This window comes from Streptomyces sp. NRRL WC-3742, from assembly GCF_000720635.1.
GTDB lineage: Bacteria > Actinomycetota > Actinomycetes > Streptomycetales > Streptomycetaceae > Kitasatospora.
In genome coordinates, this window is the sequence record NZ_JOCF01000043.1 from 33,003 (window position 1) to 59,203 (window position 26,201).

Here is a 26,201-nt window from a genome sequence, read left to right on the forward strand (position 1 = left end):
GGGCAGGCTGCGGCGACCTCTCAGGCACGCACCTTCAGCCGGTGTGGCGACATCGCGAGGTCGCCTGGGCCGTGGTCGTGACCTGATGGGTTCTCGACACAGACCGTGATCATAGGTGAGCCTTACCTAAGTTCGTCAAGTCCGAACCGCCCACCCGCCCGGGAGCGCCCCACCCCGGTTGCCCGTCGACTGACCCGTCCGGCCCAGCCCGGCACGCGCCCGCGGCCCCGTCCTGCTGAGCTGTGCCACGAACCCGCTCCCCGACGGAGGCCCCCGTGCCGGACCCGAACACCTCCTACTCCGACCTGCGCGCCCTGGTCATCAACTGCACTCTCAAGCGCTCGCCGGAACGCAGTCACACCCAGGGCCTGATCGACGTCAGCACCGGCATCCTGCAGCGCCAGGGCGTCGCCGTGGACGTGCTGCGCGCCGTGGACCTCGACATCGCCACCGGTGTCTGGCCGGACATGACCGAGCACGGGTGGGAGACCGACGAGTGGCCGGTGATCTACTCCCAGGTGATGAGTGCCGACATCCTGACGCTGGCCGGCCCGGTGTGGCTCGGGGACAACTCGTCCGTGATGAAGAAGGTGATCGAGCGGTTGTACGCCTGCTCCTCGATCCTCAACTCCCAGGGCCAGTACGCCTACTACGGCCGCGTCGGCGGCTGCCTGATCACCGGCAACGAGGACGGCGCCAAGCACTGCGCGATGAACGTCCTCTACAGCCTCCAGCACCTGGGCTACGTCGTTCCGCCGCAGGCCGACGCGGGCTGGGTCGGCGAGGCCGGGCCCGGCCCGTCCTACCTCGACGAGGGTTCGGGCGGCCCGGAGAACGACTTCACCAACCGGAACACCACGTTCATGACCTGGAACCAGCTCCACCTGGCCCGGATGCTCAAGGACGCCGGCGGCATCCCGGCGTACGGCAACCAGCGCTCCGAGTGGGACGCCGGCTGCCGTTTCGACTTCGAGAACCCCGAGCACCGCTGAAGCCGAACCGGATCGGTCGTACGGTCGAGCGTCGAGTGTCGGGTGTGGATTCGTGCGCGAGGGGCGCCTTCAGAGGCGATCGGTGGCAGCATGGTTCGCAGTGACCACGCCAACTTCGCAGGGGGAACCGATGATTGGGTTGCGCACCGCCGTCCGACTCGCAGCCGTGACCGCCGTCGCCGCAGGCAGCCTGGGCCTCACCGCGGGGGTGGCGTCGGCCGACGCCACCTACGCCGCCAATGTCCCCGGCTGTGCCGGCGGCATGAACGTTCAGTACTACAACGGGCACGACTGGGTGCAGGGCTACGTCATCTCCACCATGGGCAACTACTGCACGGTGTACCTCCACCAGTCGAACGGCAACTGGTCCAGCGCCTACAGCAACGTCCGGGGCGACGAGCACTACACCCTCCAGCTCCAGGACTCCGGAATCACGTCGTACGTCACCGTGTGCAACGCCGATACCGGCCGGTGCGCCACCAGCACGTCGTACTGACGGAGGAGCGCCACCGGCCTCGTCGGCTCACCCGACGAGGCACCCGACGAGGCACCCGCGAGTCGCGGGTGACCTCGTCGAAGGGCGGGGCGAGCCCGGCCCCGCCTACAGGAGCACGAGCAGCTTGGTGCCCGGCACCAGCTTGCGGTTGACGGACGTCGACTGGACGAACACGGTGTAGGCCGGGTTCTCGCCCGGCTTCACCGTGGCCTCCCGCTGCGGCAGGCCCAGGAGTTGGCGGGCCGCGGGGCCGGAGAACACCCGGCCGGTCATGCGGCCGGTGGCCGGGTCCTTCTCCGCGACGGCGAGTTGCTTGGTGCCCTGGATCTTCTCGCGCTTGGACAGCTCGTAGTAGGCGCAGCCGCTCGTGTAGGCGTGGCCGGCGCTGGTGACGAAGTCGCGGATCGGCATCTGCTCGTCGACCGGTATGAGGATGTACTTGCCGGTGTCGAGGGTGTCGAGGCTGGCCTTCACGTCGGCGGTGTTGAGGTCCTGGCCCATCGCGAACAGGTTCCTGGTTCCGCGTACGCCCTGTTCGCGGCCGCGCAGGAAGCTGGTGGCGGCGGACTTGACGGTGCCGATGGCCTCCTCGACGCCCTTGCTGGAGTCGGCGTCCCAGATGGCGATGTTGCCGGCCGGGAAGCCGTACTCCTGCGCGGTGCGCTTGGCCAGGGAGTTGGGGACCAGGATCGCCGAGGTCCAGTGGTCGGGCAGGTCGTCCATGGCGCCCTGGATGCGGCCGAGCCACTTCTTCAGGACGGCGGAGCCGCGGCCACCGCTCATGCGGGTGTGCATCTCGCCGGTCTCCGAGCAGCCGGAGGCGTTCTCCTCGCCGTCGGTGACGACGACCTGGAGGAACGAGTGCTCGCCGTAGCCCTCCCAGATGTTCTTCAGGTCGTCGACGGACTTCACGGCGGCCTCGATCAGCGCCGTGGCGCCGTTGTCGACCGTGTAGAGGCCCCGCAGGGACGGCAGGTGCTTGACGTCCATGTCCCAGACGAGGTTGTGCACCTCGTGGTCGAAGGCGTAGAGGCTGATGCGGGTCTCGTGGCCGAGCCGGTCGGACTCCTCCTGCAGGCCCTTCACGAACTCGTCGACCACGCGGATGAGTTGTGCCTCGTGCGGGCGCATCGAGCCGGACTTGTCGACCACGAGCGAGACATGGTTGACCTTGTGCTTGATCCTGTTCGCGGACATGGCCCTACCCCTCTTCCCACGCCTTTTCGACGCCTTCGCGGCGCCCCCTCCGACGTGGTTCCCACCCTAGGGCGAGGGGCTGACAGCGCCGTCAAGGTGTGGCGGCGGTCGGGGCGTTGTGCAGGTCGACCATGGTGCGGACGGAAGGCGGCAGCCAGCCCTCGGAGGAGGCGCCGTGCCGGGAGAGCTCCTCGAGGATCTCCGTGGGTGTCGGGCGGCGCTCCGGGGCGTGGTCGAGGCACCGCCGGATGATGCCGGCGAAGTGGGACGGCAGCAGGCCGAGGGCCGACTCCAGGGATTCGCCGTCGGTGAGCGGGAGGGCCCCGGCGGCGTGGCAGAGCACCAGGCCGAAGGCGTAGAGGTCGGAGGCGTGCGTGATGGGCCCGCCGGTGAGCTGTTCCGGGGCCAGGAACCCCTGTGTTCCGACGACGAGGTTGGTGCCCGTGAGCACGGTGCCGTCGAGGGACCGGGCGATGCCGAAGTCGATGACGCGCGGGCCCGCGGCGGAGATGATGATGTTGCTGGGCTTGAGGTCGCGGTGGATGATGCCGCAGGCGTGGATGCGCTCCAGCGCCTCGGCGACACCCAGGGCGAGGACGTGAACGGTCCTCACGGGCAGGGCGCCCTGCCGCCTGAGGACGTCGTGGAGCGAGGGGCCCGGGATGTACTCGGTCGCCAGCCACGGCGGAGTGTCCTGGGAGTCGGCGTCGACCACGGGCGCGGTGTGGAACCCGCCGACCCGGCGCGCGGCATCGATCTCACGGGCGAAGCGGTGCCGGAACGCCGGGTCCGTGGCGAACTCCGGCCGGACGACCTTGACCGCGACCAGCCGCTGCCCGGGGGAGCGGCCGAGATAGACCGTCCCCATCCCGCCCTCGCCCAGCCGCGCCGTCAGCTGGTAGCGGCCGATACGACGGGGATCGCCCTGCCGCAACGGCTGGTGCACCGACGCGGGAGCGGCCTGGGCGGGGACCGGCGGCGCGGCCCCGGCCCTGCCGCCGGTACGGATGGCGGCCACCTCCCGGTCGGACTCCGCCTTCAGCAGCGCGGCCTGCTTCTCACCCTCGGCCTTGAGGATCTGCGCCTGGCGCTGGCCCTCGGCAGTGAGGATCGCGGCACGCCTGTCACGGTCGGCGCGCATCTGCTTCTCCATCGAGTCCTGGATGGAGGTCGGCGGCTCGATCGCCTTGAGCTCGACGCGGTTGAGGCGGATGCCCCACCTGCCGGTGGCCTCGTGCAGGACGCCGAGAAGGGTCCCGTTGACGACCTCGCGGGAGGCCAGGGTGGTGTCGAGGTCCATCTGGCCGATGATGTTGCGCAGCGTGGTGACGGTGAGCTGCTCGATCGCCTGGATGTAGCTGGAGACCTCGTACGTGGCGGAGCGCGGGTCGGTCACCTGGTAGTAGATGACGGTGTCGACGTTGACGACCAGGTTGTCCCGCGTGATCACCGGCTGCGGCGGGAACGGCACGACCTGCTCGCGCAGGTCGATGCGGTTGCGGACGCGACTGACGAGCGGGACGACGATGTGGAGCCCCGCGTTGAGCGTGCGGGTGTAGCGGCCGAAGCGCTCCACGATCATGACGCTGGTCTGCGGGACGACCTTGATCGCGGAGGCCAGGACGATGACGACCGGAATCAGCAGAACGCCCACCACGATGAGGATCGGTTCCACAGCTGCTCCGCGCCTCCTTCGGTGATCAGATGATGCGTCAGATTGTGTCGCCCGCAAGCCTCCCAGGTCCACCCGCGCGCAGCCCGAGATCCGTTCGACGCGACGGTGGGCGGACGGCGGTGGCAGCGCGGACGAAAGGATCCCGCTCGGGCGTCTCCACGGGGGAGGGCGGCACCGCTCCCGAGCGGCACCGCTCCCGACGCCTGCGCAGGAAGTCGGCCGGGCCGACTTCCTGCGCTCAGCTGTCAGGCAGGGTCAGGAGTGCGAGGCGCCGATCACGAGGTAGACGGCGGCGACGGCGAGGACGGACAGCACCAGCGTGGCGATGACGGCGAAGGCGAGGAGGGCGCTGACGCCGCCTATGGCGTACCGGCCGGCCTTTTCGGCGCGGGTTGCCTGGGCCGGTGCCTGCTGTTCGTCCTCGTCCTCGGGTGTCATGGTTCGGAGGATATCCGAGCGTTATTCCGCGCTGCGGCGGCGGCCTGCCATCCACACGTAGACGAGGATGCCGGCGAACAGGAACAGGACGCCCTGGTAGACGGCCGCGTAGCCGGCTCCGGCCAGCAGCCAGAGGGAGAAGGCGAAGGCGCCGAGGCCGGGGACGGCGTCGCGGACGAGGCGGCCGTTGTCGACCTTGTCGGAGGCCCCGCGCACCAGCCAGTAGAGCTGGGCGGCGGTGGAGAGCAGATAGGGGACGGTGGCGGTGAAGGTGGTGACGAGGACGAGCATGTCGAAGGCGCCCTTGGCGCCGCTGGCGAAGTTGAGGACCGTCAGCAGGGAGGCCAGCGCGACGGAGACGAGCACGCCGAAGGTCGGCACCCCGCGTCGTACCTTGGTGAAGGAGGCCGGGAAGAGGCCGTCCTTCGCGGCGGCGTACGGGGCCTGGGCGGCCAGCAGGGTCCAGCCGTTGAGCGCGCCGAGCATGGAGACCAGCGCCGCGACGGCGATGACGGAGCCGCCCCAGGTGCCGCCGAAGACGGCGTTGACGGCGTCGGAGAACGGCGCGGTGGAGTGCACCAGCTGGTCGTGGGCGACGGTCCCGAAGACGGCGACCGTGCCCAGCAGGTAGACCACGGCCGCGCCGGTGGTGCCGAGGACGCTCGCGCGGCCGACGTTGCGCTCGGGGTCGCGGACCTGGCCGGCGCTCATCGCGGCGGACTCGACGCCCAGGTAGCTGAAGAGCAGGATGGCGGCGGCGGCGCTCATGCCGCCCGCCCAGCCCTGGTTGCCGGCGTCGAAGGGGCCGAGGTTCTTCGGGTCGAAGAAGAACAGGCCGCCGACGGCGACGAGCGCCAGCGGGATGAACTTGAGGACCGTGGAGACGAGTTGGACGGCCCCGACGTACCGGGTGCCGGCCAGGTTGGCCAGGGCGGGCAGCCACTGGAAGGCGAGGGCGACGGCGATCTCCGTCACAGGGTTGTCGCCGATCGGGACGAGGACCTCGAGGTAGCCGACGGCGGCCACGGCGAGGGCGGCGTTGCTGACCCAGGTGGTGATCCAGTAGGACCAGGCGGAGAGGAATCCGGCGAAGTCGCCGAACGCCTCGCGGGCGTAGACGTACGGTCCGCCGGTGCGCGGGTTGCGGCGGGCGAGCTGGCCGAAGACGAGCGCGAGGGCGATGGCGCCGACGGTGAGCACGGCGAAGGCGACCAGGCTGAGGGTGCCGAAGGGGGCGACGGCGGCGGGGATCATGAAGATGCCGCCGCCGATGATGTTGCCCATGACCAGGGCGGTGGCGGTGGCCAGTCCGAAGCGGCCTGAGCCTGATGCGGGCGGTGCGGTCGCCTGCCGAGGTGCGGTCACCGGGCTGGTCTGCATGAGGGTGGTGCGCCTTTCGTGGGGCTGGGGCTGGGGCTGGGGCTGGGGCCGGGGTCGGGGCCGTGCGTGCTCGATGGAGCGACCGCTCATGCTCGGGTGTGACGCTGGTGCCCGCCAACTCGCCGGGATTCATTCGGTTCGTCCGCTGTGTGACCGTAAGACTTACGGCCGCCAAAGGGCTGGACGGGCACACCTGCGGCACCTCACGGCGGCGTCCCCCGAATGCGACGGCCCGTTGCGCCGAGCGGGGGAGATGCCTCACCCGGATGCCCTACCCCGGTTGCGGCAGTACTCCGGAGATGCGGGTTCGTGTGCCAACCTTGGCGCGGCGCCTCCCCGGTGAGTGCGCCGCCCTGCCCGGTGTCCGGCCCAAGAGGCCGTCCGCGGACGGGGGTTGAGACCTAGTGACCAAGCAGAGGACCACAGATGTCGCTTCGTGGGAAGATCCGCAAGCTCGCCGTCGTCGTCGCCGTGGCCGGTGCCGTCGTCTCCGTGCCGACCACCGCCATGGCGGGCGGCTTCGCGCCGCACCAGTCGTCCGGCCAGAGCCTGGAGTCCGGCTCCGCGGGTGTCGGCCTGTTCGGCCCGCACGCCAACTGGTTCAACTTCGCCGAGCACAGCGAGAGCGACTGCGGCTGCTGAGCTCGCGCAACCCGCACCACTCGCGCAACCCGCACCACTCGCGCAACTCGCGCCACCCCGAGCCCGGGCGCCGACCAACCGGCCCCCGGGCTCAACGCTGCCCGGGCCCCGGCCGGGAGAGCCGCCCCGGCCACCACATGTGCCGGCCCAGGTCCATGGTCAGCGCCGTGACCAGCACCGACCGCACCACCAGCGTGTCCAGCAGCACGCCCAGCGCCACCGCGAACCCGATCTCGGCGAAGGCCACCACCGGCAGCGTCCCCAGGACGGCGAAGGTGCTCGCCAGGATCAGCCCGGCCGAGGTGATCACACCGCCGGTCGCCGACAGCCCGGTCAGCGCGCCCAGCCGGGTGCCGTGCTGGGCGGACTCCTCCCGCACGCGCGTCATCAGGAAGATGTTGTAGTCGATCCCCAGCGCGACCAGGAAGACGAAGACGAACAGCGGGAACGCCTGGTCCTCGCCCTGGAAGTGGAAGACGTGCGCGAAGAACAGCGCGCTGATCCCCAGCGCCGCCGCGTACGACAGCACCACCGTGGCGATCAGCACCAGCGGGGCGGTGACGGCCCGCAGCAGCACCGCGAGGATCAGCAGCACCACGCCCAGCACCAGCGGGATGATCGCCCGGTTGTCGTTGGCGGCGGCCCGTCCGGCGTCCAGGATGACGGCCGTGTTGCCGCCGACCTTGGCGTCCGCGCCCGGCACGGCGTGCACGGCGGCGCGCAGCCGGTCGACGGTGTCCTTGGCGGCCTGGCTGTCCGGGGGATCGGTGAGCGTGGCCCGGAACAGCGCCCGCCCGTTCCGTACGACCGGGGGCGAGGTGGAGGCGACCCCCGTGGTGGACCGGGCCGCGGCCTGGACGGCCTCCGCCCCGGCGGAGCTGGAGACGACGGACAGCGGCGCGCCCGTCCCGGCCGGGAAGTGCTGCTCCAGCACCTGCTGGCCGACCACCGAGTCGGGCTTGCCGGTGAACGACCCGGCCGTGCTGATCCCGCCGGCGTCCAGCGAGACCAGCCCGACGCAGCAGGCCGCCAGCGCCAGCGCCGTCCCGACCCACACCTTGCGCGGCCGCCGGGAGATCCAGGTGCCGACGTGCGCCCAGCGGCCGCTGCGGGTGGGCTCCGGCGTGCCGTATCCGGGCCTGACCGGCCAGAACACCCAGCGGCCGACGATGACCAGCAGCGCGGGCAGCAGCGTCAGCATGGCGATCAGGGCGACCACGACACCGATGGCCAGCACCGGCCCGAGGCCCCGGGTGGAGTTCATCTCCGCAATGAGCAGGCAGAGCATCGAGGCGACCACCGTCGCCGAGGAGGCGAGGACGGCGGGCCCGGCCCGGTGCACGGCGAAGGCCATCGCCTCGTGCCGGTCCTCGTGCCGGCGCAGCTCCTCGCGGTAGCGGGCGGTGAGCAGCAGCGCGTAGTCCGTCCCGGCGCCGAGCACCAGGACGATCAGGATGCCGGCGCTCTGCGCGTTGACGGTCAGCCCGGCGTGCTTGGCGAGCAGGTAGATGAGCGCCTGGGAGACGGTCAGCGCGCCGGCGGCGGAGAGCAGCGGCAGCAGCCACAGCACGGGGCTGCGGTAGGTGAGCAGCAGCAGGACGATCACCACGCTGACGGTGGCGGCGAGCAGGGAGCTGTCGATGCCCGCGAACGCCTTGGCCTGGTCGGCGGCGGTCCCGCCGGGGCCGGTGACGTGGGTGGTCATGCCGTGGCTGTTCGCGGCGGCGGTGCTGCGCAGGGCCTCGACGGCGGGTTTGAGGTCGTTCCAGCCGTTGCTGCCGATGTCGATCGGCACGATGGTCTGCATGGCCTGGCCGTCGCCGGAGAGGACCGGCCCGATCACCGGGCCGGACACGTGCGGGACGGAGGCGAAGCCGGCGGCCTCCCGGGTGGCCTCGGCCCGGTCCTCGGGGGTGATGCCGGAGGCGCGCTCGTAGACGACCACGGCCTGGGCGGTGTCCACCGGCTGGAAGGCGCGCTGCTCGTCGAGCACCTGGGTGGACTCGGCCTTGCCCGGCAGCCAGCTGGACGCCTGGTTGTCCTCGGCGCCCATCAGCTTCCCGGCGAGCGGGCCGAGCGCGACGAGCAGCACCAGCCACAGGGCGAGCACCACCCACTTGCTGCGGCGCCCGCAGGGAAGGGCGGCCAGTTTCCGGGTCGGAGACACGGGAAGACTCCCCCAGCTCAGGAGGCAGGGACTCGTTCAGCCTGCCACCGCCCGCGCCGCACGGCAGCTTCAGACGAGGACGCGCGCCCGGTCCCGCAGCTCCTTGAGCACGGCGATGTCCATCGCGTGCCCGGTGCCGTCCCCGCCGTGCTTGCGGTCGGGCGTCTCGACCAGCAGCGGCACCCCGGCCGTCTCCGGGTGCTCGAACAGCTCCCGGAACGGCTCCGCGCCGATCATCCCGGCGCCGATGTTGGCGTGCCGGTCCTTTCGGGCGCCGACCGCGTCCTCGGAGTCGTTGGCGTGGATCAGCCGCAGCCGTCCGGGCCCGGCCGCCGAGGCCAGCGCGTCCAGCGCGGCCGTCACCCCGCCGGGCACGGCCAGGTCGTGCCCGGCGGCGAAGGCGTGGCAGGTGTCCAGGCAGACGCCGACCCTGGGGTGCCCGTCCAGCGCCTCCACGTACTCGGCCAGCTCCTCCATCCGCGAGCACAGCGAGCTGCCCTGACCGGCGGTCGGCTCCAGCAGCAGCCAGGGCGCGTCCTCGCCCAGCGCGTTCTGGCCCAGCGCGTCCAGCTCGTCCAGCAGCGGCCGGACGTCGGCCCGCACCTGCGCCATCGCCTCGGCGCGCCGCGAGCCGCCGCCGGGGGCGGTGCCGACGGCGGACCCGGTGTGCAGCACCACGCCCAGCGCGCCGATGGCGTGGCCCCGGCGCAGCGAGTGCCGCAGCGACTCGGCGGAGCGCTCGCGGGTGGCCGGGTTGTCGGAGCCGAAGTTGATCAGGTACGGCGCGTGCACCCAGGCGGGTACGCCCCGCTCGGCGCAGCGCGTACGGAACTCCTCGTCCTGCGCCGGGTTCCCGGGCGGGGTCGCCCAGCCGCGCGGGTTGGCGACGAACACCTGCACCGTCTCGGCGCCGACCGTGTCCGCGTACGCCAGGCCCGTACCGGCGAGGCCCTTGGCGGCCACCGGGACGTGCGCCCCGATCGGGTTGCGGAGGGCGGCGGCGGGCGGTACGGGCGTGGTGCTCATGTCCTCGAGCATGTCACGGGCCCGGGCAGCGACCGAACCAGCCTACGGACCCACGCCACGCCCGGCGGCCGACGCCCCGTCAGTCCGCCAGCCCACCCCTGGTGGCGCCCCCACCGGGGCGCCCATAGCGTCGATTCGGCCGCACCCACCGGCTGTCACCGCCCGCTCACACGGCGTCCACGACGAGGCTCGCCGGAAAGACAGGTCTCCACTCATGCCCACGCGACGGGTCCACCACCTCGCCGCGGCCACCGCCGCCGCCACCGCCCTGACCACCGTCCTCTCAGTCATCGCGGGAGCCACCCCCGCCGCCGCCGGCGGCACCCTGCACCTCGTCCGGCCCGGCGAATCGATCCAGCAGGCCGTCGACGCCGCCCGCCCCGGCGACACCGTCCAGCTGCTGCCCGGCACCTACGCGGGCAGCGTGCGCATCACCACCCCCGGCCTGACGCTGCGCGGCTCCGGCCCGTCCAGCGTGATCACCCCGGGGACGGGTACGGAGAACGCCTGCGCCACCGCCGGGCAGGGCCTGTGCGTGCACGGCACCGAGCGGGCCCCGCTGGCCGACGTCACGGTCGAGGCCCTCGCCGTCACCGGCTTCCGCAAGAACGGCATCGACGCCAGCGGCACCACGGGTCTGACCGTCCGGGCCACCTACGTCCACGACAACGTGCAGCAGGGCATCAGCCAGGAGATGTCCACCCGGGCCACGATCGTCGGCAACCGCTCGGTCGACAACGGCCAGTCCGGCGTCTTCCTCGCCAACTACGCCTACCGCGAGGGCGGGGCGCCCGACACCGGCGGCACCGTCGTCGAGGGCAACGAGCTGCGCGGCAACCGGGTCGGCGTCACCGTGCGCCGGCTGCGCGGGCTGGCCGTCGAGGGCAACGAGATGAGCGGCAACTGCGCCGGCGTCTTCGTGGTCGGCGACGAGGGCGTGCCGCGCGCCGGGGACCTCGACGTGCGCCGCAACCGGGTGGTGGCCAACAACAAGTTCTGCCCGGCCAACCCCAGGCTCGGCGCCATCCAGGGCGCGGGCATCGTGCTCACCGGGACCGAGGACGCCCGGGTCACGGACAACGAGGTGCACGACAACGCCGGCGGCTCCGACTTCTCCGGCGGCATCGTGCTGTTCAGGAGCGCCGTCGGCGTGCCCAACGCCCGCGCGGTCGTCACCGACAACCACCTCAGCGGCAACGCCCCGGCGGACCTCGCCGACCGCGACACCGGCACCGACAACTCCTTCCTGCGCAACCGGTGTTCGGTCTCCCAGCCCTCCGGCCACTGCTGAGACGAACTCACGGCCCGCACGACGCCCGCGACGCCCGAGAGACCCCCGACGCCCCCGACCGACAAAGGACCGCCATGACCACCGCCCCCGCCAACCCCCAGGCCGCGATGCGGCTGCGCGAGATCGTCTTCGGCGCCGCCTGCGCCGCGGCCGTGCGCGCCGCCGCCCGCCTCGGCGTCGCCGACGCGCTCGGCGACGACCCGACCACCGTCGACGAGCTCGCCGCCGCGCTGCACACCGAACCCCGTGCCCTGCGCCGCCTGCTGCGCGCCCTCACCTGCTACGGCATCTTCGCCGAGACCTCCGGGGATTGCTTCGAGCACACCGAGATGTCCCGCCTGCTGCGCGAGGACGCCCCCAACTCCCTGCGCTACATCTCCCTCTGGTGCACCGAGCCGTGGACCTGGGAGGCGTGGCCGAAGCTGGACGAGGCCGTGCGCTCCGGCCGCAACGTCTTCCCCGAGCTGTTCGGCAAGGAGTTCTTCGACTACCTGCACAGCGAGGGCGGCGACTCCGCGAAGGTCTTCGACAAGGCGATGACCACCTCCAGCCGCCAGTCCGCCCGCGACTTCGCCGACTACCTCGACCTCACCGGCGTGGACTCGGTGGTGGACATCGGCGGCGGTCAGGGCCACGTGCTGGCCAGCCTGCTGGAGAAGCACCCGGCCCTGCACGGCACCCTGCTCGACCTGCCCAAGGTCGTCGCCGGCGCCGACCCCCGGCTCCAGGAGGGCGGCGCCTTCTCGGCCCGCGCCCGCCTGCTGCCGGGCGACTGCCGGGTAGACATCCCGGTGCACGCCGACCTCTACATCATCAAGAACATCCTGGAGTGGGACGACGGGAGCACCCGCCGCACCCTCGCCAACGTCGTACGGGCCGCGCGGCCGGGCGCCCGGGTGGTGGTCGTGGAGAACCTCGTCGACGACAGCCCCTCGATGCGCTTCACCACCGCGATGGACCTGATGCTGATGCTCAACGTCGGCGGCGCCAAGCACTCCGAGGCGAGCATGGTGCGCCTGATGGAGGAGGCGGGCCTGGCCGTCTCCGAGGTCCGCCCGGTCAATCCGTACCTGCACGCCTTCGAGGCCGTCGTCCGCTGACGGCCGTCGGCACGGCCGTCGGCACGGCCGTCGGCACGGCCGTCGGCACGGCCGCCGCTCACTCCCGGGTGAGCGGCGGCCGTTCGGCGTTCACGGGCACCCGGCCGGCGCGGTTGAACAGGACGATCGAGGCCACGATGACCGCGAACCCGGCGAGCTCCGCCAGGGTCGGCCGCTGGCCCAGCATCGGCCAGGCGATCAGCCCGGCGACGATCGGCACCCCGTAGAAGTAGGACGCCACCCGGTCCGCGCTCTCCAGCCGCATCAGTACGAACAGCAGGCTGAGCGCGCCGATCGAGACCCCGACGGCCATCCACAGCTCCGAGAGGACGAGCTGCCCGGTCCAGTGGATGACCCCGGTCTCGAAGACCAGTGCGCCCAGGAGCATGACGACGGCCGAGGAGCCGGACTGGACGAAGCCGTTGACCAGCGGATGCGTGCCGGGGTTCTTCATCTGGTAGTAGAACTGCCCGGTGGAGAGCCCCGCCAGCCCGAGGAAGTCGAAGGCCACGTTGGTCGGCGTCAGCCCGGAGGAGGAGGCCAGCCCCTGGTAGACGGTGAGCGCCACCCCGAGCACCCCGCCCGCCAGCGCCACCACCGACAGCGGCCGCACCCTGCGGGCGGTCGCGACGGAGACCATCAGCCAGACCAGGATCGGCTGCAGCGCGATGATCAGCGCGGACACCGCGGGCGTCATCCCGTAGTACAGCGCGTAGAAGACCCCGGTGGAGAACACCCCCTGCAGCAGCACGCCGCTCAGCGCGAGGTGGACGTACGCCGAGCGGGTGCGCGGCCAGGGGATGCGCAGGCACAGGACGAGGGTGAACAGGATCACCGCCGTCCCGGAGAAGCGGACGGTCAGGTAGGTGAAGGGCTCCACGTACGGCAGGCCGTACCGGCCGCCCACGAAGCCCGAACCGTAGATGGCGACGAAGACCAGCGCGATCAGCGTGACCTTCAGGCTCCCGCGCCCCCCGTTCACGTTCACATCCGCCCCCCGTGACGAGATCCGACTGCCGGAACCCCAGCAGTCTGCCACCGGTGATCATCCGTCAGTCGGAGCATGCGACCGACGGATGATGTGAACTCCACCACTCAGGCTCTGCGAGAGGTCACCAGGTGGGCGAAGACCACCACGTTGTCCAGGTAGTCCCGCTTCTTCTTGTCGTACGCGCCGCCGCAGGTGATCAGCCGCAGCTGAGCGTCCGGGGTTTTGCCGTAGACCTTCTGGTCGGGGAAGGCGTTCTTGGCGTACGTCTCCACCGAGTCCACCGCGAACACCGCGACGGTGCCGTCCGCGCGGGACACCTCCACGGCGCTGCCCGGGACGAGCAGGCTCAGCAGCAGGAAGACCGCCGGGCCCTTGGTGGTGTCCACGTGGCCGGCGACCACGGCGCTGCCGCGCTCGCCCGGGGTGACGCCGTCGCGGTACCAGCCGACGAGGTTCTTGTCGTCCGGCGGCGGCGCGTTCAGCTGCCCGGTGGCGTCCAGCGTCAGCTCGGTGAACGGCGCGTCCACGGCGATCTGCGGGATGCGCAGCCGCGTGGGCGCCGAGCGCTTGAGCACGGGCGCGGCGGGCGCGGCCGGCAGGACGGGCGTGGCGGGCGCGGCGGGCGCCGTGGAGACGGCCGCCGGGGGAGCGGCCGGGGCCGCCGTCGGGTCGGCGTCCGGCGAGGTGTCCACCGAGTTGTAGATCAGCAGCAGCCCTACCGCTGCCGCGCCCATCCCGGCGCGCAGCAGCCGGGGTGTTCCGGGGCCGGGACCGGCCATCGTTCCATCAACCCTTCCGGCGGGGGACGGCCCGCCGCCCCCGGTACGCCCCGTGTCGCGGGCGCCCGGAGGCGGCGGAGGTGAGGGGTGGTTCAGGCCATGGCGCCGGAGGTGCGGCGGCCGCGGCGCAGCGCGTACGCACCGGCCCCGAGCCCGCCGAGCAGCAGCACCGCGCCGGAGGCGAGGCCCCCGCCGGAGAGCACCAGGCCCCCGCCGCCGGTGTGCACGCCGCCGTGCGGGGCCTTGTGCTCCTCCTCGCGGCCCTCGGAGCCCTTGGACTCGCTGCCCTTGTGCTCCTCGCCCTTCGACTCGGTGCTCTTGGCTTCGCCGCCCTTGTGCTCGGAGGTGCTCTTGTGCTCCTCGGTGACCGGGCCGCCGGCCTTCTTGTCGTCCGAGCCCTTCGCGGCGTCGGGCTTGTCCTGCTTCTCCTGCCAGGTGAGGTTCTTGCCCTGGTCGGAGGAGCCGTCGGCGAAGGCCAGGGGCGTGCCGACGGTCAGGACGGCGGCGACGGCCGCTCCGGCGAGCAGCGTGCGTGCAGAACGCATGAGGATGATCCTTCCGGCGCGGTGGCCGCGACCGCCGGCAGGGTGCCGGGCAAGGGGACTCGCGGGAGAGGGCGCCTGATCCACCGTCATCCACCGTGCGGCCCGCTGCCACCTGAGCGTGGCGGTGCCGGTACGCAGCGTGGTCCCTTCGGGTGGAGTCCCGGGCGTGTTCACCCGGCTGCCCCGGCGGTTCGGGTGAAGGGCGCATGAAGGGATACGCACATGGGCCCGCCCCCGGCATCGGCCGGGGGCGGGCCCAGAGGAGAGGCGGGACTCGGTGGTCCCGGAGGCGGGACTCGGCGGTCTCAGCGGTCCCAGCGGTAGAACTCGCGCGCCATCGCGTCCTTCGGCTCGCGCCAGGTGGCCGGGTCGTACGCCTGGACGAAGGCGGTGAGCCGGTCGCTGACGGAGCGGAACTCCGGGTGCCCGGCGACCTGGGCGACGGCCGGGCCCGGCGGGCGGTCCGCCTCGATCAGGTGCAGGTAGACGTCGCCGAACTGGAAGAGGCTGCGGCCGGTGACGCCGATCAGGTGCGGCAGTTCGCCGCGGTCGGAGTCGGCGAACACCTCGGCGATGTCCGGCGCCGCCTCGGGCTTCATCCGGGCGACGATCAGGGCCCTGTGGACTCGGCTCATCTGGTGCGTACTCACTGCTCCGCCGCCTTCTTCTCGACCTTCTCCCGGATCAGCTGCATCTGGATGCGGGAGTTCCTGTTGATGTGGTTGACCATGCCCGCGTCGTCCACCGGCGCGGCCGGCTTCATCGCGAAGTCCTGCACCCAGCGCATCCTCGTGCCGGCCGGGACCTCGGCGTACTCCCAGCGGATCTCCATGAACTCGAACGGGCCGGGCTCGACCCGGCGGGCGTTCACCGCGAGCGAGGCCCGGTCGGTGGTGCGCTCGGAGACCCAGCTCCACACCTGGCCGTTCTCGTCCGGGTGCATGGTGAGCCGGAAGCGCACGGTGTCCTCCATGCGGTCCAGCACCTCCACCGAGGCGTACTCGCTGAAGAGGTCCGGCCAGTTCTCGAGGTCGTTGGTGATCTCCCAGACCAGGTCGAGCGGGGCGTTGATGACGATCTCGTTGTCGGTGTGTCCGGGCATCTCAGGCGCCTGCCTTCACGGAGGAGTTGACGAGGTGGAGGAATTCGGAGGGGGTCTTGGCGGACTCGGCGCCGGCGATGACCTTGAAGCCCTTGCTGTTCTCCAGCTCGCCGACCACGCCGAGCAGGCCGAGCGAGTCGACGCCGAAGTCGTCGAAGTGGGCGCCGGGCTGTTCGAGGTCGGCCGGGGCGACGGTGACGCCGGCCCGGGCCTGGATGAGGGCCGCCAGCTCGGAGTAGCCGATGGTGTTGCTCACGGGGTGTCCTTTCGGAGGGGGTGGGTGGGGCTCAGGCGCGCCGGAGCACCAGCGCGGAGTTGGAGCCCATCAGGCCGCGGCTGAGCACCAGCGCGGTGCGCAGCTCGGCCGGCCGGGCGCGGCCGGTGACCAGGGCGAGGTCGTGGCAGACCTCGGTGACGTTGGGGGTCGGCGGAAGCACCCCGTCCTCCATGGCCAGGACGGCCGCCGCCACGTCCAGCATCGGCGCGCCGCAGTAGGCCCGCCCGGTACCGGACTTGGGCGCGGTGACCGGCACCCGGTCGGCGGCCGGGCCGAGCACGTCCGCGAGCGCGAGCGCCTCCGCCCGGTCGGCGTCCGGCACGCCCATCGCGTCCGCGAAGACCACGTCGATCTCCTCGGGCGCGATCCGGGCCTCGTCCAGCGCGGTGCGGATCGCGGCCGCCAGGCCCTCGCGGGAGTGCTCCCAGCGGGAGGCCCCGGTGAAGGTCGCGCCGTGCCCGGCCAGGTACGCCCGGACGGTCGCGCCGCGTCGGCGGGCGGCCTGCTCCTCCTCCAGCAGCAGCATCGCCCCGCCCTCGGCGGGGGAGAAGCCGCACGCCTGCGCGGTGAAGGGCAGGTAGGCGCTCTCGGGCTGCTCAGCCAGGCTGAGTTCGGGGTAGCCGAGCTGGCAGACCATCGAGTACGGCGCCAGCGGGGCCTCGGCCGCTCCGGCCACCACCGCGTCGGCGCCGCGCTCGATCGTACGGGCCGCGTGCGCCAGCGCGTCCAGGCCGCCGGCCTCGTCGGCGGCGACCACCCCGCAGGGGCCCTTGTAGCCGCCGCGGATGGAGATCTGGCCGGTGCTGGCCGCGTAGAACCAGGCGATGGACTGGTACGGGCCGACGAACTTCGGCCCCTGGCCCCAGAGTTGCTGCAGCTCGCGCTGGCCGAACTCGCCGCCGCCGGAGCCGGCCGCCGTCACCACGCCGACGGCGTACGGGGCCTCGGCGTCGGGCGTGAAGCGGGCGTCGGAGACGGCCAGGTCGGCGGCGGCCATCGCGTAGTGCGTGAACCGGTCGGTCTGCACCAGGAAGCGGCTGTCGATCGACGCCTGCGGATCGAAGTCCCGCACCTGGCCCGCGACTTTGAGCGGCATCGCGGTGCAGCCCTCCCGCGATACGCGGTCGAGGACGCTCACGCCCTGCCTGGTGGCCTTCCAGAAGGCGTCGGCCCCGACACCGTTCGGTGCCACCACGCCCAGGCCCGTGACCACGGCCCGGCGGCCCTGTCGACGTGACGTCATGTGGAACTCACCCCGTTCTGTTGAGCACGACGGCGGACTGGAAGCCGCCGAATCCGCTGCCGACCGAGAGGATGTTCCTCAGCGGCAGCTCCCGCGCGGTGCGCGGCACGTAGTCGAGGTCGCACTCCGGGTCGGGAGTCTCGTAGTTGGCGGTCGGCGGCACGACGCCGTGCGCGAGCGCCAGGGTGCAGGCGACGACCTCCAGCGCGCCGATGGCGCCGAGCGAGTGCCCGACCATCGACTTGATCGAGCTCATCGGCGTCGCGTAGGCGTGGGCGCCGAGCGAGCGCTTGACGGCCGCGGTCTCGTGCCGGTCGTTCTGCTTGGTGCCCGAGCCGTGCGCGTTGACGTAGTCGACGTCGGCACTGTCGGTCCGGGCGTGGCCCAGGGCCTGGTCGATCGCCCGGGACATCTCCAGCCCCTCGGTGGTCAGGCCCGTCATGTGGTAGGCGTTGCCGAAGGTGGCGAAGCCGCCGATCTCGCCGTAGATCCGGGCGCCGCGCCGGCGGGCGTGCTCCAGTTCCTCCAGCACCAGCACGGCGCCGCCCTCGCCGAGGACGAAGCCGTCCCGGTGGGCGTCGAAGGGGCGGGAGGCGTGCTCCGGGTCGTCGTTGCGCTCGCTGGTGGCCTTGATGGCGTCGAAGCAGGCGACGGTGATCGGCGAGATCGGGGAGTCGGAGGCGCCGGCCACGCAGACGTCGGCGCGCCCCTCCTCGACGGCCTGGAAGCCGTAGCCGATCGCGTCCAGGCCCGAGGTGCAGCCGGTGGAGACGGTCTGCACCGGGCCCTGGGCGCCGACCCGCTCGGCCACGGCGGAGGCCAGGGTGCTGGGCGCGAAGGCCCGGTGCAGCTGCGGCTCCGCCTGGCGGTGGTCCACGTCCCAGCGGGCGCCGTGGGCGCTGACCAGCGCGTAGTCGTGCTCCAGCCGGGTGGTGCCGCCGACCGCCGTGCCGAGCGAGACGGCCACCCGCCACGGGTCCTCGGCGGCGAGGTCCAGGCCCGCGTCGGCGATCGCCTCGTCGGCCGCGACCATCGCGAACTGCACGTACCGGTCGGCCCGTTGGACATCACGCGGGCCCAGCCCGTGGGCCGCCGGGTCGAAGTCGACCTCGGCGGCGATCCGGGAGCGGAACCCGGTGGGGTCGAAGAGGGTGATACCCCGGGTGGCGGTGCGGCCGGCCGTGAGCAGGTCCCAGAAGGCCGACACGCCGACTCCGCCGGGCGCGACCACACCGATCCCGGTGACGGCGACCCGCCGGGTCACCGGGCGACCTCGGCGTGTTCCGGCGGGTCCGCCCCGGCGCCGTCCTCGGTGCTGACGTGCCCCAGGTCCGGGCGCGGCGCCAGCGGGCCGCAGTGGAAGACCATCCGCGCCTCGGTGCTGCCGACGTTGCGGAAGCGGTGGCGCATGTTGATCGGGATCATCAGCGCCTGGTCGGGCTTGAGGGCGCTGGTCACCCCGTCGAGGTCCACCTCGAGGTCGCCGCTGACGACGAAGACGAACTCCTCGGAGTACGGGTGGTAGTGCTCCCTGATCCGCTCCCCGGGCTTGATGATCGCCAGGCCCATGAAGCCGCTGGTCGCGCCGCAGCTGGGCGGGGTGAGCATGGTGCGCAGCTCGGCGCCGTGGCGGCGGTTCTCCGGAGCCTCGTCGAGGTCGACGATCCGTGGGTACTGCGTGGTCATGTCTGTCTCCTTCGGTGGAGCCGGGGTCCTCAGGACTCCTGCGAGCTGCGGTCGGTGAGCGGGCTCATGGCGCGCGCCGCGAGGACGGCGCTCAGGCCCGCGACGGTGCGCAGGTCGCCCGTCGGGCCCAGGTCGAGCAGCGCGGCCAGCGCCGTGGCCTCCCGCTCCCCGGCCACGCCCAGGGCGGCCGCCGGGTCGGCCTCGGCCGGCACCCGCAGGTCCACCAGGCGCACCACCACGTCCTCGCGCTGGAAGACGGTGCTCGCCGCGACCGGCCCGGTCGGGTCGGCGGTGGCCAGGTTGTCGTACGTGGCCAGCAGCTCGGCGAGGGCCTGGCCCAGGCCCGGGCGCACCGGATAGAGCACCGCGTGGCGGTGCAGCCGCCCCGAGGCCGGGGCGCTGGCGATGGCCTGGTGCCTGGCGGGCAGCGCGGCCTTGGCGAAGAACGCGCGGGCGGACTGCGGGTCGCCCAGCTGCCGGTGCTCCTCGAGGTACGGGTTGATCGCCTCCTCGACGGCCCGCACCTCGGGCTGCATCGCCACGTGCCGCAGCGCGTCGCCCAGGCTGCCGGTGACCTCGACGGCGCGCACCACCCGGTTGCCGTGCAGGAACAGCGAGGTACGGCGCAGCCGGGTCTCCTCGTCCACCACGGCCTCGGGCGAGGCGTAGTTCGACAGGATGCGGGCCACCTCGGGCTCGCTGCCCGGCTTGACGGTGAAGGTCAGCGCGTGGCGCACCACGCCGTCCGGGCCCGGGTCGGCCTTCGGCGGGCCGGCCTGCGCGCCGTGGTCGGCCTTCGGCAGGCCCGGCGGGACCTCCATCGGGGCGCGGGTGCCGCTGGAGCCGGCCGCCGAGGTCTGGCGCAGCACGGCGTAGCGCAGCGAGCGGAAGTTGTCGCTGACGCAGCCGTGCATCGGCTTGACCATCTCGCGGTGGGCCGGGCTGTCCACCCACTTGAGGAAGGTCTCCTGGTCCTCCCACTCGCTGGTGATCAGCCACTGGCGCGGGTCGTTGATCGACTGGCACAGCTGGTCGCTGACGTGCCCGGGCACCGCGGCCACCTGGTGGCGCAGCTGCTCGTAGACGTCCAGGAAGCGCTGCTGGGCGCCGTCCTGGATCTCCAGCATCAGCACCACCCTCAGCCGGTTGTCGGTCTCGGCGGTCTGCTGGCGCTGGGGTTCGGACAGGGTCGTCATGATCCACTCTCTGCTCGGGGCCCTCGCTGGGTCTGCTCTCGGCCTGCTCCGGGCGCGTTCACTGCTGCGCTCGATCGTCATCGCCCCGTGAGGGGGCCCGCGATATTTGCGGGCCATCCGGGCGAAGGGGCGGCGCAAGGCCCCCCGGGCGGGGGATGCAAGAGAGGGCCCCGGGGGAGCGGGCCCGTCGAGTGCGGCGCCGAGCCCCCCGGCCGGGCCGCGGAATCCCCGTACAGGGTGGAGCAATTGATGAATCCGAAGGTTGACGACCGGGTGCCGGTCCTGATCGTGGGCGGCTCGCTGGTCGGGCTGTCGGCCTCGCTGTTCCTCGGCCGACTGGGTGTCAGGCACCTGCTGGTCGAGAAGCACGCCGACACCTCGCACCACCCGCGCGGGCGAGGCAACAACGTCCGCACGATGGAGCTCTACCGCACGGCCGGGATCGAGCCGGCGATCCGCGAGGCCGCCTCGGTGCTCGCCCCGAACCACGGCATCCTCCAGGCGCCCTCGCTGACCGGCGAGGAGCAGGAGTGGCTGTTCCGGGAGATCGACCCCGGCGGGCGCCTGGCGAGGTTCAGCCCCACCGCCTGGTGCCTGTGCAGCCAGAACGACCTCGAGCCGGTGCTGCTGCGCGCCACCCGCGACCTGGGCGCGGACGTGCGCTTCGCCACCGAGCTGGTCTCCTTCGAGCAGGACGAGGAGGGCGTCACCTCGGTGCTGCGCAGCCGCGAGTCCGGCGAGGAGCGGGTGGTGCACTCGGAGTACCTGATCGCGGCGGACGGCCCGCGCAGCCCCGCCCGCGAGCGCCTGGGCATCGGACTGAGCGGCCAGGGCGAGCTGTTCCACAACGTCAGCATCACCTTCCGCGCCAAGCGGCTGGCCGAGGTGGTGGGCGACCGGCACTTCATCGCCTGCTACCTGACCAACCCGGAGGCGGACGGCGCTCTGCTGCCCGTGGACAACCAGGAGGAGTGGGTCTTCCACGCGCCCTGGCACCCCGAGCACGGCGAGCCGCTGGAAGCCTTCACCGACGAGCGCTGCGAGCGCCACATCCGCACGGCCGTGGGCCTGCCGGAGCTGGACGTCGAGGTGACGGGTCGGGCGCCCTGGCACGCCGCCGAGCGGGTCGCCGACCGCTACGGCGCCGGGCGGGTCTTCCTCGCCGGGGACTCCGCGCACGAGATGTCCCCGACCGGCGCCTTCGGCTCCAACACCGGCATCCAGGACGCCCACAACCTGGCCTGGAAGCTCGCCGCCGTCCTGTGCGGCTGGGCCGGGCCCGCCCTGCTGGAGACGTACGGGCAGGAGCGCCGTCCGGTGGCCCGGGTGACCAGCGAGCGCGCCTCGGCCCGCTCCGCCGAGCACAGTCACCCCGGCTACGCGGTGGTGCCGGGCGTGGGCCGGCAGGCCGGGGTGCTGGCGGTGGCGCTCGGCTACCGCTACCCGGTGGGCGCCGTGGTCGGCACCGACCCGGACGGGCCCGTCGTCCCGGACAAGTTCGAGTCGGCGGGCGAGCCGGGCAGCCGCGCTCCGCACCAGTGGCTGTCGCGCGCGGGCGTGCGGCTGTCCACCCTGGACCTGTACGAGCAGGCGATGGTGCTGCTCACCGGGCCCGGCGGCGCCGCCTGGCAGGAGGGCGCCCGGCGCGCCGCCGACCGGCTGGCCGTACCGCTGGACGGCTACCGGATCGGCGACGGCGCCGAGGACGACCTGGCGCCGCAGGAGGGCACCGACTTCGCCGAACTGCACGGGATCGGCCCGCAGGGCGCGGTGCTGGTGCGCCCGGACGGCTTCGTCGCCTGGCGCTCCTCCGGCCCGGGGCAGGACCCGGAGGCGGAACTGGCGGGCGTGCTGCGGAGCGTCCTGGACCTGTGACCCGTGACCTGTGACCTGTGAGAAACGCGCGGCGGGCCCGCCGGTCTCGGTGACCGGCGGGCCCGTTCTTCGCTAAGGAACCTCGGGGGGGGGGGATTGCTGGAAGAGCGGGGGGGGGGTCAGTGGCCGCCCGCGTCGACCACCTCGACGTCGGCGACCTCGCGCTCGATCTCCTCGGCGGGCAGCGCCACGCGGATCGCCCAGGCGTAGATCCCCAGCGCGAACACCGTGACGAGCGCCATGTCGTACCACATCGGGATGCGGCCGGTGCCGTCCCCGAAACCGCCCTGCCAGGAGATCAGGCCGAGGCCCAGCAGGTAGACCGGCAGCCACTGGGCGGCCTTCCAGTTCAGCCGCGGCGCGTTGGGCAGGCCCTTGCGGATGGCGTAGGCCGCGTACCCGCCGAGCAGCAGGTAGCCGAGCACGATCGCGATGCCCAGGCGGGACAGGATGTGCCAGCCGGACCAGTAGATGATCAGGCTCGCGACCACGAAGGCGGCCGGGGAGATCAGCCCGCCCAGCGGCAGGCGGTAGGAGCGCTCACGGGCGGGCAGGCGCCGGCGCAGGGCGCCGAAGGCCAGCGGGGCGCCGGCGTACATCAGCACGCTGGCGGAGGTGATGAAGCCGACCAGCTCCTGCCAGCTGGGGAAGGGCAGGAAGCAGATGACGCCGGTGACGAAGGAGACGATCAGGCCGAACCACGGCACGCCGTTGCGGTCCAGCTGCTCGAACTTCTGCGGGGCGTAGCCGTTCTTGCTCAGGCCGTAGGAGATCCGCGAGGTCGAGGTGGTGTAGATCAGGCCGGTGCCGCCGGGGGAGATCACCGCGTCCATGTACAGCACCCAGGCCAGCCAGCCGAGGCCGACCACGGTGGCCAGGCCCGCGAAGGGGCCGTCGATGCCGGGGAAGTCGAGCTTGTCCCAGCCGCCCGCGAAGGCGCTGACCGGCAGGGCGCCGATGAAGACCACCTGGAGCAGGGTGTAGATCAGGGTGCCGATGGCGACGGAGCCGAGGACGGCCCGGGGGATGTCGCGCTTGGGGTTGCGGCTCTCGCCGGCGATCTGGATGGCCTGCTCGAAGCCCAGCAGGGCGAAGATGATGCCGCTGGTGCTGATCGCGGCGAGCACGCCCTTGGCGCCGAAGGGCGCGAAGCCGTGCGAGGTGAAGTTCGAGCCGTGGAAGTTGGACGCGGCCAGCACGAAGATCGTGAACAGAGGAACGAAGATCTTCAGCCAGGTGGCGATGGAGTTCGTCCGGGTGAGTACCCGCACGCCGAGGAAGTTGACCGCGACGAAGACCGCCATCAGTACGGTGGCGACGGCGAATCCGCTGGCGGTGAGGGTGTTGTCGCCGTTCAGCAGGCCGCCTGCCCAGGACCAGTGCCGGGCGTAGCCGATCATGGCCTCGACCTCGATGGGGGCGACGGTCGCGGCCTGGAGCCAGGAGAACCAGCCGAAGGACATGCCGGCCAGGCCGCCGAAGGCGTAGTGCGGGTAGCGCGCGGTGCCGCCGGAGACGGGGAACATCCCGCCGAGTTCGGCGTGCACCAGGGCGAGCAGCACGATGGCGACCGCGCCGATGCCCCAGGAGATGGTCGCGGCGGGCCCTGCCGCCATGACGGCGTTCTTGGCGCCGAAGAGCCAGCCGGAGCCGATGATCGAGCCGACCGAGGCCCACATCAGGCCGATGAGGCCGACGTGGCGCTTGAGCGAGCGGTGGGTGGTGGGGCCGGTGCCGGTGCTCTGGCCAGGCGGCGAGATCTGGTACAGGGGAGCCATGTGCGATCTCTCTGTGGGTGGGGGCTCCGGGGTGGGCGGAGCGCGGAGAGTTGCCACACAGTAGGTCTATTCATAGAGGTATGCACAGAGCTCATTACTGAATGTTTACTTTCTTTCCCGGACATTCTCCCTGGTAGGGGGCGTTCTCTATTTCGGCTTGTTACGTAACCGACGGGTAAGTCCAGCATTTGAGAGGGAATTGAGCTTCGGGCTGCCGGTCGGCATCATGGGAGCCCAATTCGAAACATGGATATGGCGCGGCGGGCATGGCCATGCGCGGCCACCCGGGCGGGCGCGCTGTGGTCGCCGCCGTCGAACGGGCGTGCTGTCGTATCCGCATGACCACTTCGCGTACCGCCCCCGCTGCCGCCCTCCTCGCCGCTCTCTCGCTCGGGGTCATAGCCACCCCCGCCTCGGCCGCCCCCGCCCGCCCGCGTGACGTCACCGCGGAGCAGTGCCGTTCTGCCGGGGGTGAGGTGCAGGGCGCCGGCTACTGCGTGGGCGGCGAGGGCGAGGACGCCTGGGGGCAGCCGATCGACGGCCAGGGGGTCAATCCCAACCCCCGCCCCGGCTACGAGGACTGACGAACAGTCGGGTTAGTTCAGGTGACCGGCCGCAGGGTCACCGGGGCCGGGGTCAGGGCCCGCAGCACCAGGTCGATGTGCACCTTCGCCGCCCCCGCGCGGTGCAGGGCCGCCGCCACCGCCCGTAACTCCTCGGGCCCGGTGCAGGCCAGGTGCAGCTCCAGGTCCGCGTCGCCGGCCAGCGCCAGACCGCTCTGGACGGCCGGGAGCTCCGCCGCCAGGCGGTCGAAGTCCAGCGGGACGGGCCCGTAGCTGATCCGGGCGACGGCCCGCAGGGACCGGGCCTGCCCGGGTGTCCGTGGCTCGGGGTCGGGCTCGTTGCCGCCCGGGAGCAGTTGGAGGGCGGTCACCGGTGCTGGAGCTGCGCGGTCGGGGCGGGGGCGACGGCCGTGACGGGGGCGGCGACCAGGCGCGGGTCCAGCACCAGCGTGTCGACGCCGAGCGGCATGGCCAGGGCGCGCAGCGCGGGCTCGGCGAGCTCGGTGTGCGCCTGCTCCGGGCCGAGCAGGGCGGCCAGGGCTTCGGGGCTGGAGAAGCCGACCGCGCAGCGGCGGCCGTCGCGCAGGCGGAAGAGGCGGAGAGCCGTGGCGCCCCCGTGGGCGGAGGTGGTGACCGGAACGTGCCAGACGACGCGGGCCATGCGGGTGCTCCCGAGTGGGTGGGGTGGTGCCTGCTGGAACGACTGCTGAAACGACTGCGGAGTCGACGCTAGGCCGACCGGCGGCCCCCGTCGCCCGTCCTGACGCGGTGTTGACCGAATGGGGTGACGTGTTGACGCAGCCCTGACGTCCCCGTCACCCGATTGGACTAAACCACTCTCTATCCCTCCCTATCTTTCCCTAAACAACCCTTTCGGGTGATAGATTGCCCACCGATAGGGAAGTTTGGGAGGGCGGCCGCAGGTGGAGCAGTACTACTCGGTGGAACAGGTGGCCGAACTGCTCGGCCTGCACGTGCGCACCGTCCGCGGCTATATCCGCGACGGACGCCTCGCCGCCGCCAGGATCGGCAAGCAGTACCGGATCACCCGCGCCGACCTGGAGGCGCTCACCGGCGCGCCCGTCGCCCCCGCCGTCGCCCCTGTCGTCGCACGCCACCGCGCCGAGGTGTCCTCCGTCGTCCGGATCGAGGACGTCGACCGCGCCGCCGTCGACCGGATCACCACCGCCGTCCTCGCCTCCGTCGCCGGCCCCCGGGACGGCGCCCGCCCGCTGCACGTGGAGTCCGTCCACGACCCCGAGCGGGGCACCCTGCGGCTGATCGTCCTCGGGGACCCGGCGGACACCGCCGCGCTGCTCACCATCGTCCATGCGCTGACCAGGGAGAACTGAGAGATGTCCGACCGGCCCACCGTCCTGCGCCTGCCCGCCGAGGGCCCGCTCGTCCGCACCGAGCAGGACGCGATGGACGTGATCGGCGACGCCTTCGGCCACGGGGCCACCTGGGTCGTCGCCCCCGTCGAGCGGCTGCACCCGGACTTCTTCGTGTTGCGCACCCGCGTCGCCGGAGGGATCGTGCAGAAGTTCGTCAACTACCGGGTCGGCCTCGTCGTGCTCGGCGACATCACCGGCCACGTCGCCGCGAGCGACGCCCTGCGCGACTTCGTCCGGGAGAGCAACCGGGGCCTCCAGCTGTGGTTCCTGGCCGACGAGAGCGAGCTGGAGGCCCGTTTTCCCACGGGCTGAGACGCTCCGGGGCGGGGGGAGGTGGAGCTCGGGGCCCGGGACGAGATATCTTGACG

28 protein-coding genes are annotated in these 26,201 nt (G+C 72.4%); 9 read left to right on the forward strand and 19 right to left on the reverse strand.

What is annotated here, in order from left to right:
- The first annotated feature begins 275 nt into the window (after positions 1–275).
- Entirely contained in the window at positions 276–992 is a 717-nt protein-coding gene (locus IH61_RS0123355; protein WP_031072935.1) for a flavodoxin family protein, read from the forward strand.
- Positions 993–1,122: 130 nt separating this feature from the next.
- A complete protein-coding gene (locus tag IH61_RS0123360; protein ID WP_158845206.1) occupies positions 1,123–1,488 on the forward strand; it encodes a hypothetical protein in 366 nt (121 codons plus the stop codon).
- Positions 1,489–1,593: 105 nt separating this feature from the next.
- On the opposite strand, the gene IH61_RS0123365 is transcribed toward IH61_RS0123360, so the two are convergent.
- The 4 genes from IH61_RS0123365 to IH61_RS0123380 form a co-directional block, all read right to left on the reverse strand.
- Positions 1,594–2,685 (reverse strand): vWA domain-containing protein, encoded by a 1,092-nt coding sequence (locus IH61_RS0123365; protein WP_031072938.1) that lies wholly within the window; start codon positions 2,683–2,685, stop codon positions 1,594–1,596.
- A 91-nt stretch (positions 2,686–2,776) separates the two neighbouring features.
- Positions 2,777–4,360: an SPFH domain-containing protein gene (locus tag IH61_RS50355; RefSeq protein WP_031072940.1), complete on the reverse strand. Its 1,584-nt coding sequence runs from the start codon at positions 4,358–4,360 to the stop codon at positions 2,777–2,779.
- Positions 4,361–4,615: 255 nt separating this feature from the next.
- The gene (locus tag IH61_RS0123375) at positions 4,616–4,798 is read right to left on the reverse strand and encodes a hypothetical protein (RefSeq protein ID WP_031072942.1); all 183 of its coding nucleotides are present in this window, start codon (positions 4,796–4,798) and stop codon (positions 4,616–4,618) included.
- A 21-nt stretch (positions 4,799–4,819) separates the two neighbouring features.
- Entirely contained in the window at positions 4,820–6,178 is a 1,359-nt protein-coding gene (locus IH61_RS0123380; protein WP_031072944.1) for an amino acid permease, read from the reverse strand.
- A gap of 426 nt (positions 6,179–6,604) precedes the next feature.
- Here IH61_RS0123380 and IH61_RS0123385 point away from each other — a divergent pair, with 426 nt between their 5' ends.
- Positions 6,605–6,820: a hypothetical protein gene (locus IH61_RS0123385; protein ID WP_031072948.1), complete on the forward strand. Its 216-nt coding sequence runs from the start codon at positions 6,605–6,607 to the stop codon at positions 6,818–6,820.
- Positions 6,821–6,911: 91 nt separating this feature from the next.
- On the opposite strand, the gene IH61_RS0123390 is transcribed toward IH61_RS0123385, so the two are convergent.
- Positions 6,912–8,987, reverse strand: coding sequence for an MMPL family transporter (locus tag IH61_RS0123390; protein ID WP_031072950.1), 2,076 nt, complete (start codon positions 8,985–8,987; stop codon positions 6,912–6,914).
- Positions 8,988–9,056: 69 nt separating this feature from the next.
- A complete protein-coding gene (locus IH61_RS0123395) occupies positions 9,057–10,013 on the reverse strand; it encodes a deoxyribonuclease IV (protein WP_031072953.1) in 957 nt (318 codons plus the stop codon).
- Between the two features lie 214 nt (positions 10,014–10,227).
- Here IH61_RS0123395 and IH61_RS0123400 point away from each other — a divergent pair, with 214 nt between their 5' ends.
- A complete protein-coding gene (locus IH61_RS0123400; protein WP_031072955.1) occupies positions 10,228–11,304 on the forward strand; it encodes a right-handed parallel beta-helix repeat-containing protein in 1,077 nt (358 codons plus the stop codon).
- 74 nt (positions 11,305–11,378) lie between these two features.
- Positions 11,379–12,404 carry a methyltransferase gene (locus IH61_RS0123405; RefSeq protein WP_031072957.1) on the forward strand — a complete coding sequence of 342 codons (1,026 nt, stop codon included), beginning with the start codon at positions 11,379–11,381 and terminating at the stop codon, positions 12,402–12,404.
- A 58-nt stretch (positions 12,405–12,462) separates the two neighbouring features.
- Here IH61_RS0123405 and IH61_RS0123410 read toward each other — a convergent pair whose 3' ends face one another.
- The 10 genes from IH61_RS0123410 to IH61_RS0123455 all read right to left on the reverse strand — a co-directional run bounded on the left by IH61_RS0123410 (position 12,463) and on the right by IH61_RS0123455 (position 20,223).
- Positions 12,463–13,386, reverse strand: a complete 924-nt coding sequence (locus IH61_RS0123410; RefSeq protein ID WP_051837760.1) for a DMT family transporter — start codon at positions 13,384–13,386, stop codon at positions 12,463–12,465.
- A gap of 113 nt (positions 13,387–13,499) precedes the next feature.
- Positions 13,500–14,174: a class F sortase gene (locus IH61_RS48730; protein ID WP_031072962.1), complete on the reverse strand. Its 675-nt coding sequence runs from the start codon at positions 14,172–14,174 to the stop codon at positions 13,500–13,502.
- Between the two features lie 92 nt (positions 14,175–14,266).
- On the reverse strand, positions 14,267–14,719 hold the full coding sequence (locus IH61_RS48735) for a hypothetical protein (RefSeq protein ID WP_031072964.1): 453 nt from the start codon (positions 14,717–14,719) through the stop codon (positions 14,267–14,269).
- Positions 14,720–15,024: 305 nt separating this feature from the next.
- A complete protein-coding gene (locus IH61_RS0123425; RefSeq protein ID WP_031072965.1) occupies positions 15,025–15,354 on the reverse strand; it encodes a TcmI family type II polyketide cyclase in 330 nt (109 codons plus the stop codon).
- Positions 15,355–15,365: 11 nt separating this feature from the next.
- Positions 15,366–15,821 (reverse strand): SRPBCC family protein, encoded by a 456-nt coding sequence (locus tag IH61_RS0123430; protein WP_031072968.1) that lies wholly within the window; start codon positions 15,819–15,821, stop codon positions 15,366–15,368.
- Position 15,822: 1 nt separating this feature from the next.
- The gene (locus tag IH61_RS0123435; RefSeq protein ID WP_031072970.1) at positions 15,823–16,077 is read right to left on the reverse strand and encodes a phosphopantetheine-binding protein; all 255 of its coding nucleotides are present in this window, start codon (positions 16,075–16,077) and stop codon (positions 15,823–15,825) included.
- Positions 16,078–16,108: 31 nt separating this feature from the next.
- Positions 16,109–17,341: a ketosynthase chain-length factor gene (locus IH61_RS0123440; RefSeq protein WP_031072972.1), complete on the reverse strand. Its 1,233-nt coding sequence runs from the start codon at positions 17,339–17,341 to the stop codon at positions 16,109–16,111.
- 7 nt (positions 17,342–17,348) lie between these two features.
- Entirely contained in the window at positions 17,349–18,605 is a 1,257-nt protein-coding gene (locus IH61_RS0123445; RefSeq protein WP_031072975.1) for a beta-ketoacyl-[acyl-carrier-protein] synthase family protein, read from the reverse strand.
- Positions 18,602–19,027, reverse strand: a complete 426-nt coding sequence (locus tag IH61_RS0123450; RefSeq protein ID WP_031072977.1) for a cupin domain-containing protein — start codon at positions 19,025–19,027, stop codon at positions 18,602–18,604. The genes IH61_RS0123445 and IH61_RS0123450 overlap by 4 nt, the downstream gene beginning before the upstream one ends.
- Positions 19,028–19,056: 29 nt before the next feature.
- On the reverse strand, positions 19,057–20,223 hold the full coding sequence (locus tag IH61_RS0123455; protein ID WP_031072978.1) for a SchA/CurD-like domain-containing protein: 1,167 nt from the start codon (positions 20,221–20,223) through the stop codon (positions 19,057–19,059).
- A 249-nt stretch (positions 20,224–20,472) separates the two neighbouring features.
- Here IH61_RS0123455 and IH61_RS0123460 point away from each other — a divergent pair, with 249 nt between their 5' ends.
- A complete protein-coding gene (locus tag IH61_RS0123460; RefSeq protein WP_031072981.1) occupies positions 20,473–22,098 on the forward strand; it encodes an FAD-dependent oxidoreductase in 1,626 nt (541 codons plus the stop codon).
- 119 nt (positions 22,099–22,217) lie between these two features.
- On the opposite strand, the gene IH61_RS0123465 is transcribed toward IH61_RS0123460, so the two are convergent.
- On the reverse strand, positions 22,218–23,777 hold the full coding sequence (locus IH61_RS0123465) for an APC family permease (RefSeq protein ID WP_031072983.1): 1,560 nt from the start codon (positions 23,775–23,777) through the stop codon (positions 22,218–22,220).
- A 437-nt stretch (positions 23,778–24,214) separates the two neighbouring features.
- Here IH61_RS0123465 and IH61_RS0123470 point away from each other — a divergent pair, with 437 nt between their 5' ends.
- The gene (locus tag IH61_RS0123470) at positions 24,215–24,460 is read left to right on the forward strand and encodes a hypothetical protein (protein ID WP_158845208.1); all 246 of its coding nucleotides are present in this window, start codon (positions 24,215–24,217) and stop codon (positions 24,458–24,460) included.
- 17 nt (positions 24,461–24,477) lie between these two features.
- Here the strand turns inward: IH61_RS0123470 and IH61_RS0123475 are convergent, their stop codons facing one another.
- A complete protein-coding gene (locus IH61_RS0123475) occupies positions 24,478–24,810 on the reverse strand; it encodes a hypothetical protein (RefSeq protein ID WP_031072988.1) in 333 nt (110 codons plus the stop codon).
- The gene (locus IH61_RS0123480; RefSeq protein WP_051837762.1) at positions 24,807–25,100 is read right to left on the reverse strand and encodes an SAV_915 family protein; all 294 of its coding nucleotides are present in this window, start codon (positions 25,098–25,100) and stop codon (positions 24,807–24,809) included. Before IH61_RS0123480 ends, IH61_RS0123475 begins: the two co-directional genes overlap by 4 nt.
- 262 nt (positions 25,101–25,362) lie before the next feature.
- Here IH61_RS0123480 and IH61_RS0123485 point away from each other — a divergent pair, with 262 nt between their 5' ends.
- Entirely contained in the window at positions 25,363–25,791 is a 429-nt protein-coding gene (locus IH61_RS0123485; RefSeq protein ID WP_031072993.1) for a helix-turn-helix domain-containing protein, read from the forward strand.
- A gap of 3 nt (positions 25,792–25,794) precedes the next feature.
- Positions 25,795–26,145, forward strand: a complete 351-nt coding sequence (locus tag IH61_RS0123490) for a DUF4180 domain-containing protein (protein WP_031072995.1) — start codon at positions 25,795–25,797, stop codon at positions 26,143–26,145.
- Positions 26,146–26,201 lie beyond the last annotated feature (56 nt).

Excerpts from the sequence above, each read along its gene's own strand:
- IH61_RS0123360 (WP_158845206.1), top strand. The coding sequence starts at position 1,123 with ATGATTGGGTTGCGCACCGCCGTCCGACTCGCAGCCGTGACCGCCGTC.
- IH61_RS0123365 (WP_031072938.1), bottom strand. The coding sequence starts at position 2,685 with ATGTCCGCGAACAGGATCAAGCACAAGGTCAACCATGTCTCGCTCGTG.
- IH61_RS0123375 (WP_031072942.1), bottom strand. The coding sequence starts at position 4,798 with ATGACACCCGAGGACGAGGACGAACAGCAGGCACCGGCCCAGGCAACC.
- IH61_RS0123380 (WP_031072944.1), bottom strand. The coding sequence starts at position 6,178 with ATGCAGACCAGCCCGGTGACCGCACCTCGGCAGGCGACCGCACCGCCC.
- IH61_RS0123385 (WP_031072948.1), top strand. The coding sequence starts at position 6,605 with ATGTCGCTTCGTGGGAAGATCCGCAAGCTCGCCGTCGTCGTCGCCGTG.
- IH61_RS0123395 (WP_031072953.1), bottom strand. The coding sequence starts at position 10,013 with ATGAGCACCACGCCCGTACCGCCCGCCGCCGCCCTCCGCAACCCGATC.
- IH61_RS0123400 (WP_031072955.1), top strand. The coding sequence starts at position 10,228 with ATGCCCACGCGACGGGTCCACCACCTCGCCGCGGCCACCGCCGCCGCC.
- IH61_RS0123405 (WP_031072957.1), top strand. The coding sequence starts at position 11,379 with ATGACCACCGCCCCCGCCAACCCCCAGGCCGCGATGCGGCTGCGCGAG.
- IH61_RS48730 (WP_031072962.1), bottom strand. The coding sequence starts at position 14,174 with ATGGCCGGTCCCGGCCCCGGAACACCCCGGCTGCTGCGCGCCGGGATG.
- IH61_RS48735 (WP_031072964.1), bottom strand. The coding sequence starts at position 14,719 with ATGCGTTCTGCACGCACGCTGCTCGCCGGAGCGGCCGTCGCCGCCGTC.
- IH61_RS0123425 (WP_031072965.1), bottom strand. The coding sequence starts at position 15,354 with ATGAGCCGAGTCCACAGGGCCCTGATCGTCGCCCGGATGAAGCCCGAG.
- IH61_RS0123430 (WP_031072968.1), bottom strand. The coding sequence starts at position 15,821 with ATGCCCGGACACACCGACAACGAGATCGTCATCAACGCCCCGCTCGAC.
- IH61_RS0123440 (WP_031072972.1), bottom strand. The coding sequence starts at position 17,341 with ATGACGTCACGTCGACAGGGCCGCCGGGCCGTGGTCACGGGCCTGGGC.
- IH61_RS0123450 (WP_031072977.1), bottom strand. The coding sequence starts at position 19,027 with ATGACCACGCAGTACCCACGGATCGTCGACCTCGACGAGGCTCCGGAG.
- IH61_RS0123455 (WP_031072978.1), bottom strand. The coding sequence starts at position 20,223 with ATGACGACCCTGTCCGAACCCCAGCGCCAGCAGACCGCCGAGACCGAC.
- IH61_RS0123460 (WP_031072981.1), top strand. The coding sequence starts at position 20,473 with ATGAATCCGAAGGTTGACGACCGGGTGCCGGTCCTGATCGTGGGCGGC.
- IH61_RS0123465 (WP_031072983.1), bottom strand. The coding sequence starts at position 23,777 with ATGTGGGCCTCGGTCGGCTCGATCATCGGCTCCGGCTGGCTCTTCGGC.
- IH61_RS0123470 (WP_158845208.1), top strand. The coding sequence starts at position 24,215 with ATGACCACTTCGCGTACCGCCCCCGCTGCCGCCCTCCTCGCCGCTCTC.
- IH61_RS0123480 (WP_051837762.1), bottom strand. The coding sequence starts at position 25,100 with ATGGCCCGCGTCGTCTGGCACGTTCCGGTCACCACCTCCGCCCACGGG.
- IH61_RS0123490 (WP_031072995.1), top strand. The coding sequence starts at position 25,795 with ATGTCCGACCGGCCCACCGTCCTGCGCCTGCCCGCCGAGGGCCCGCTC.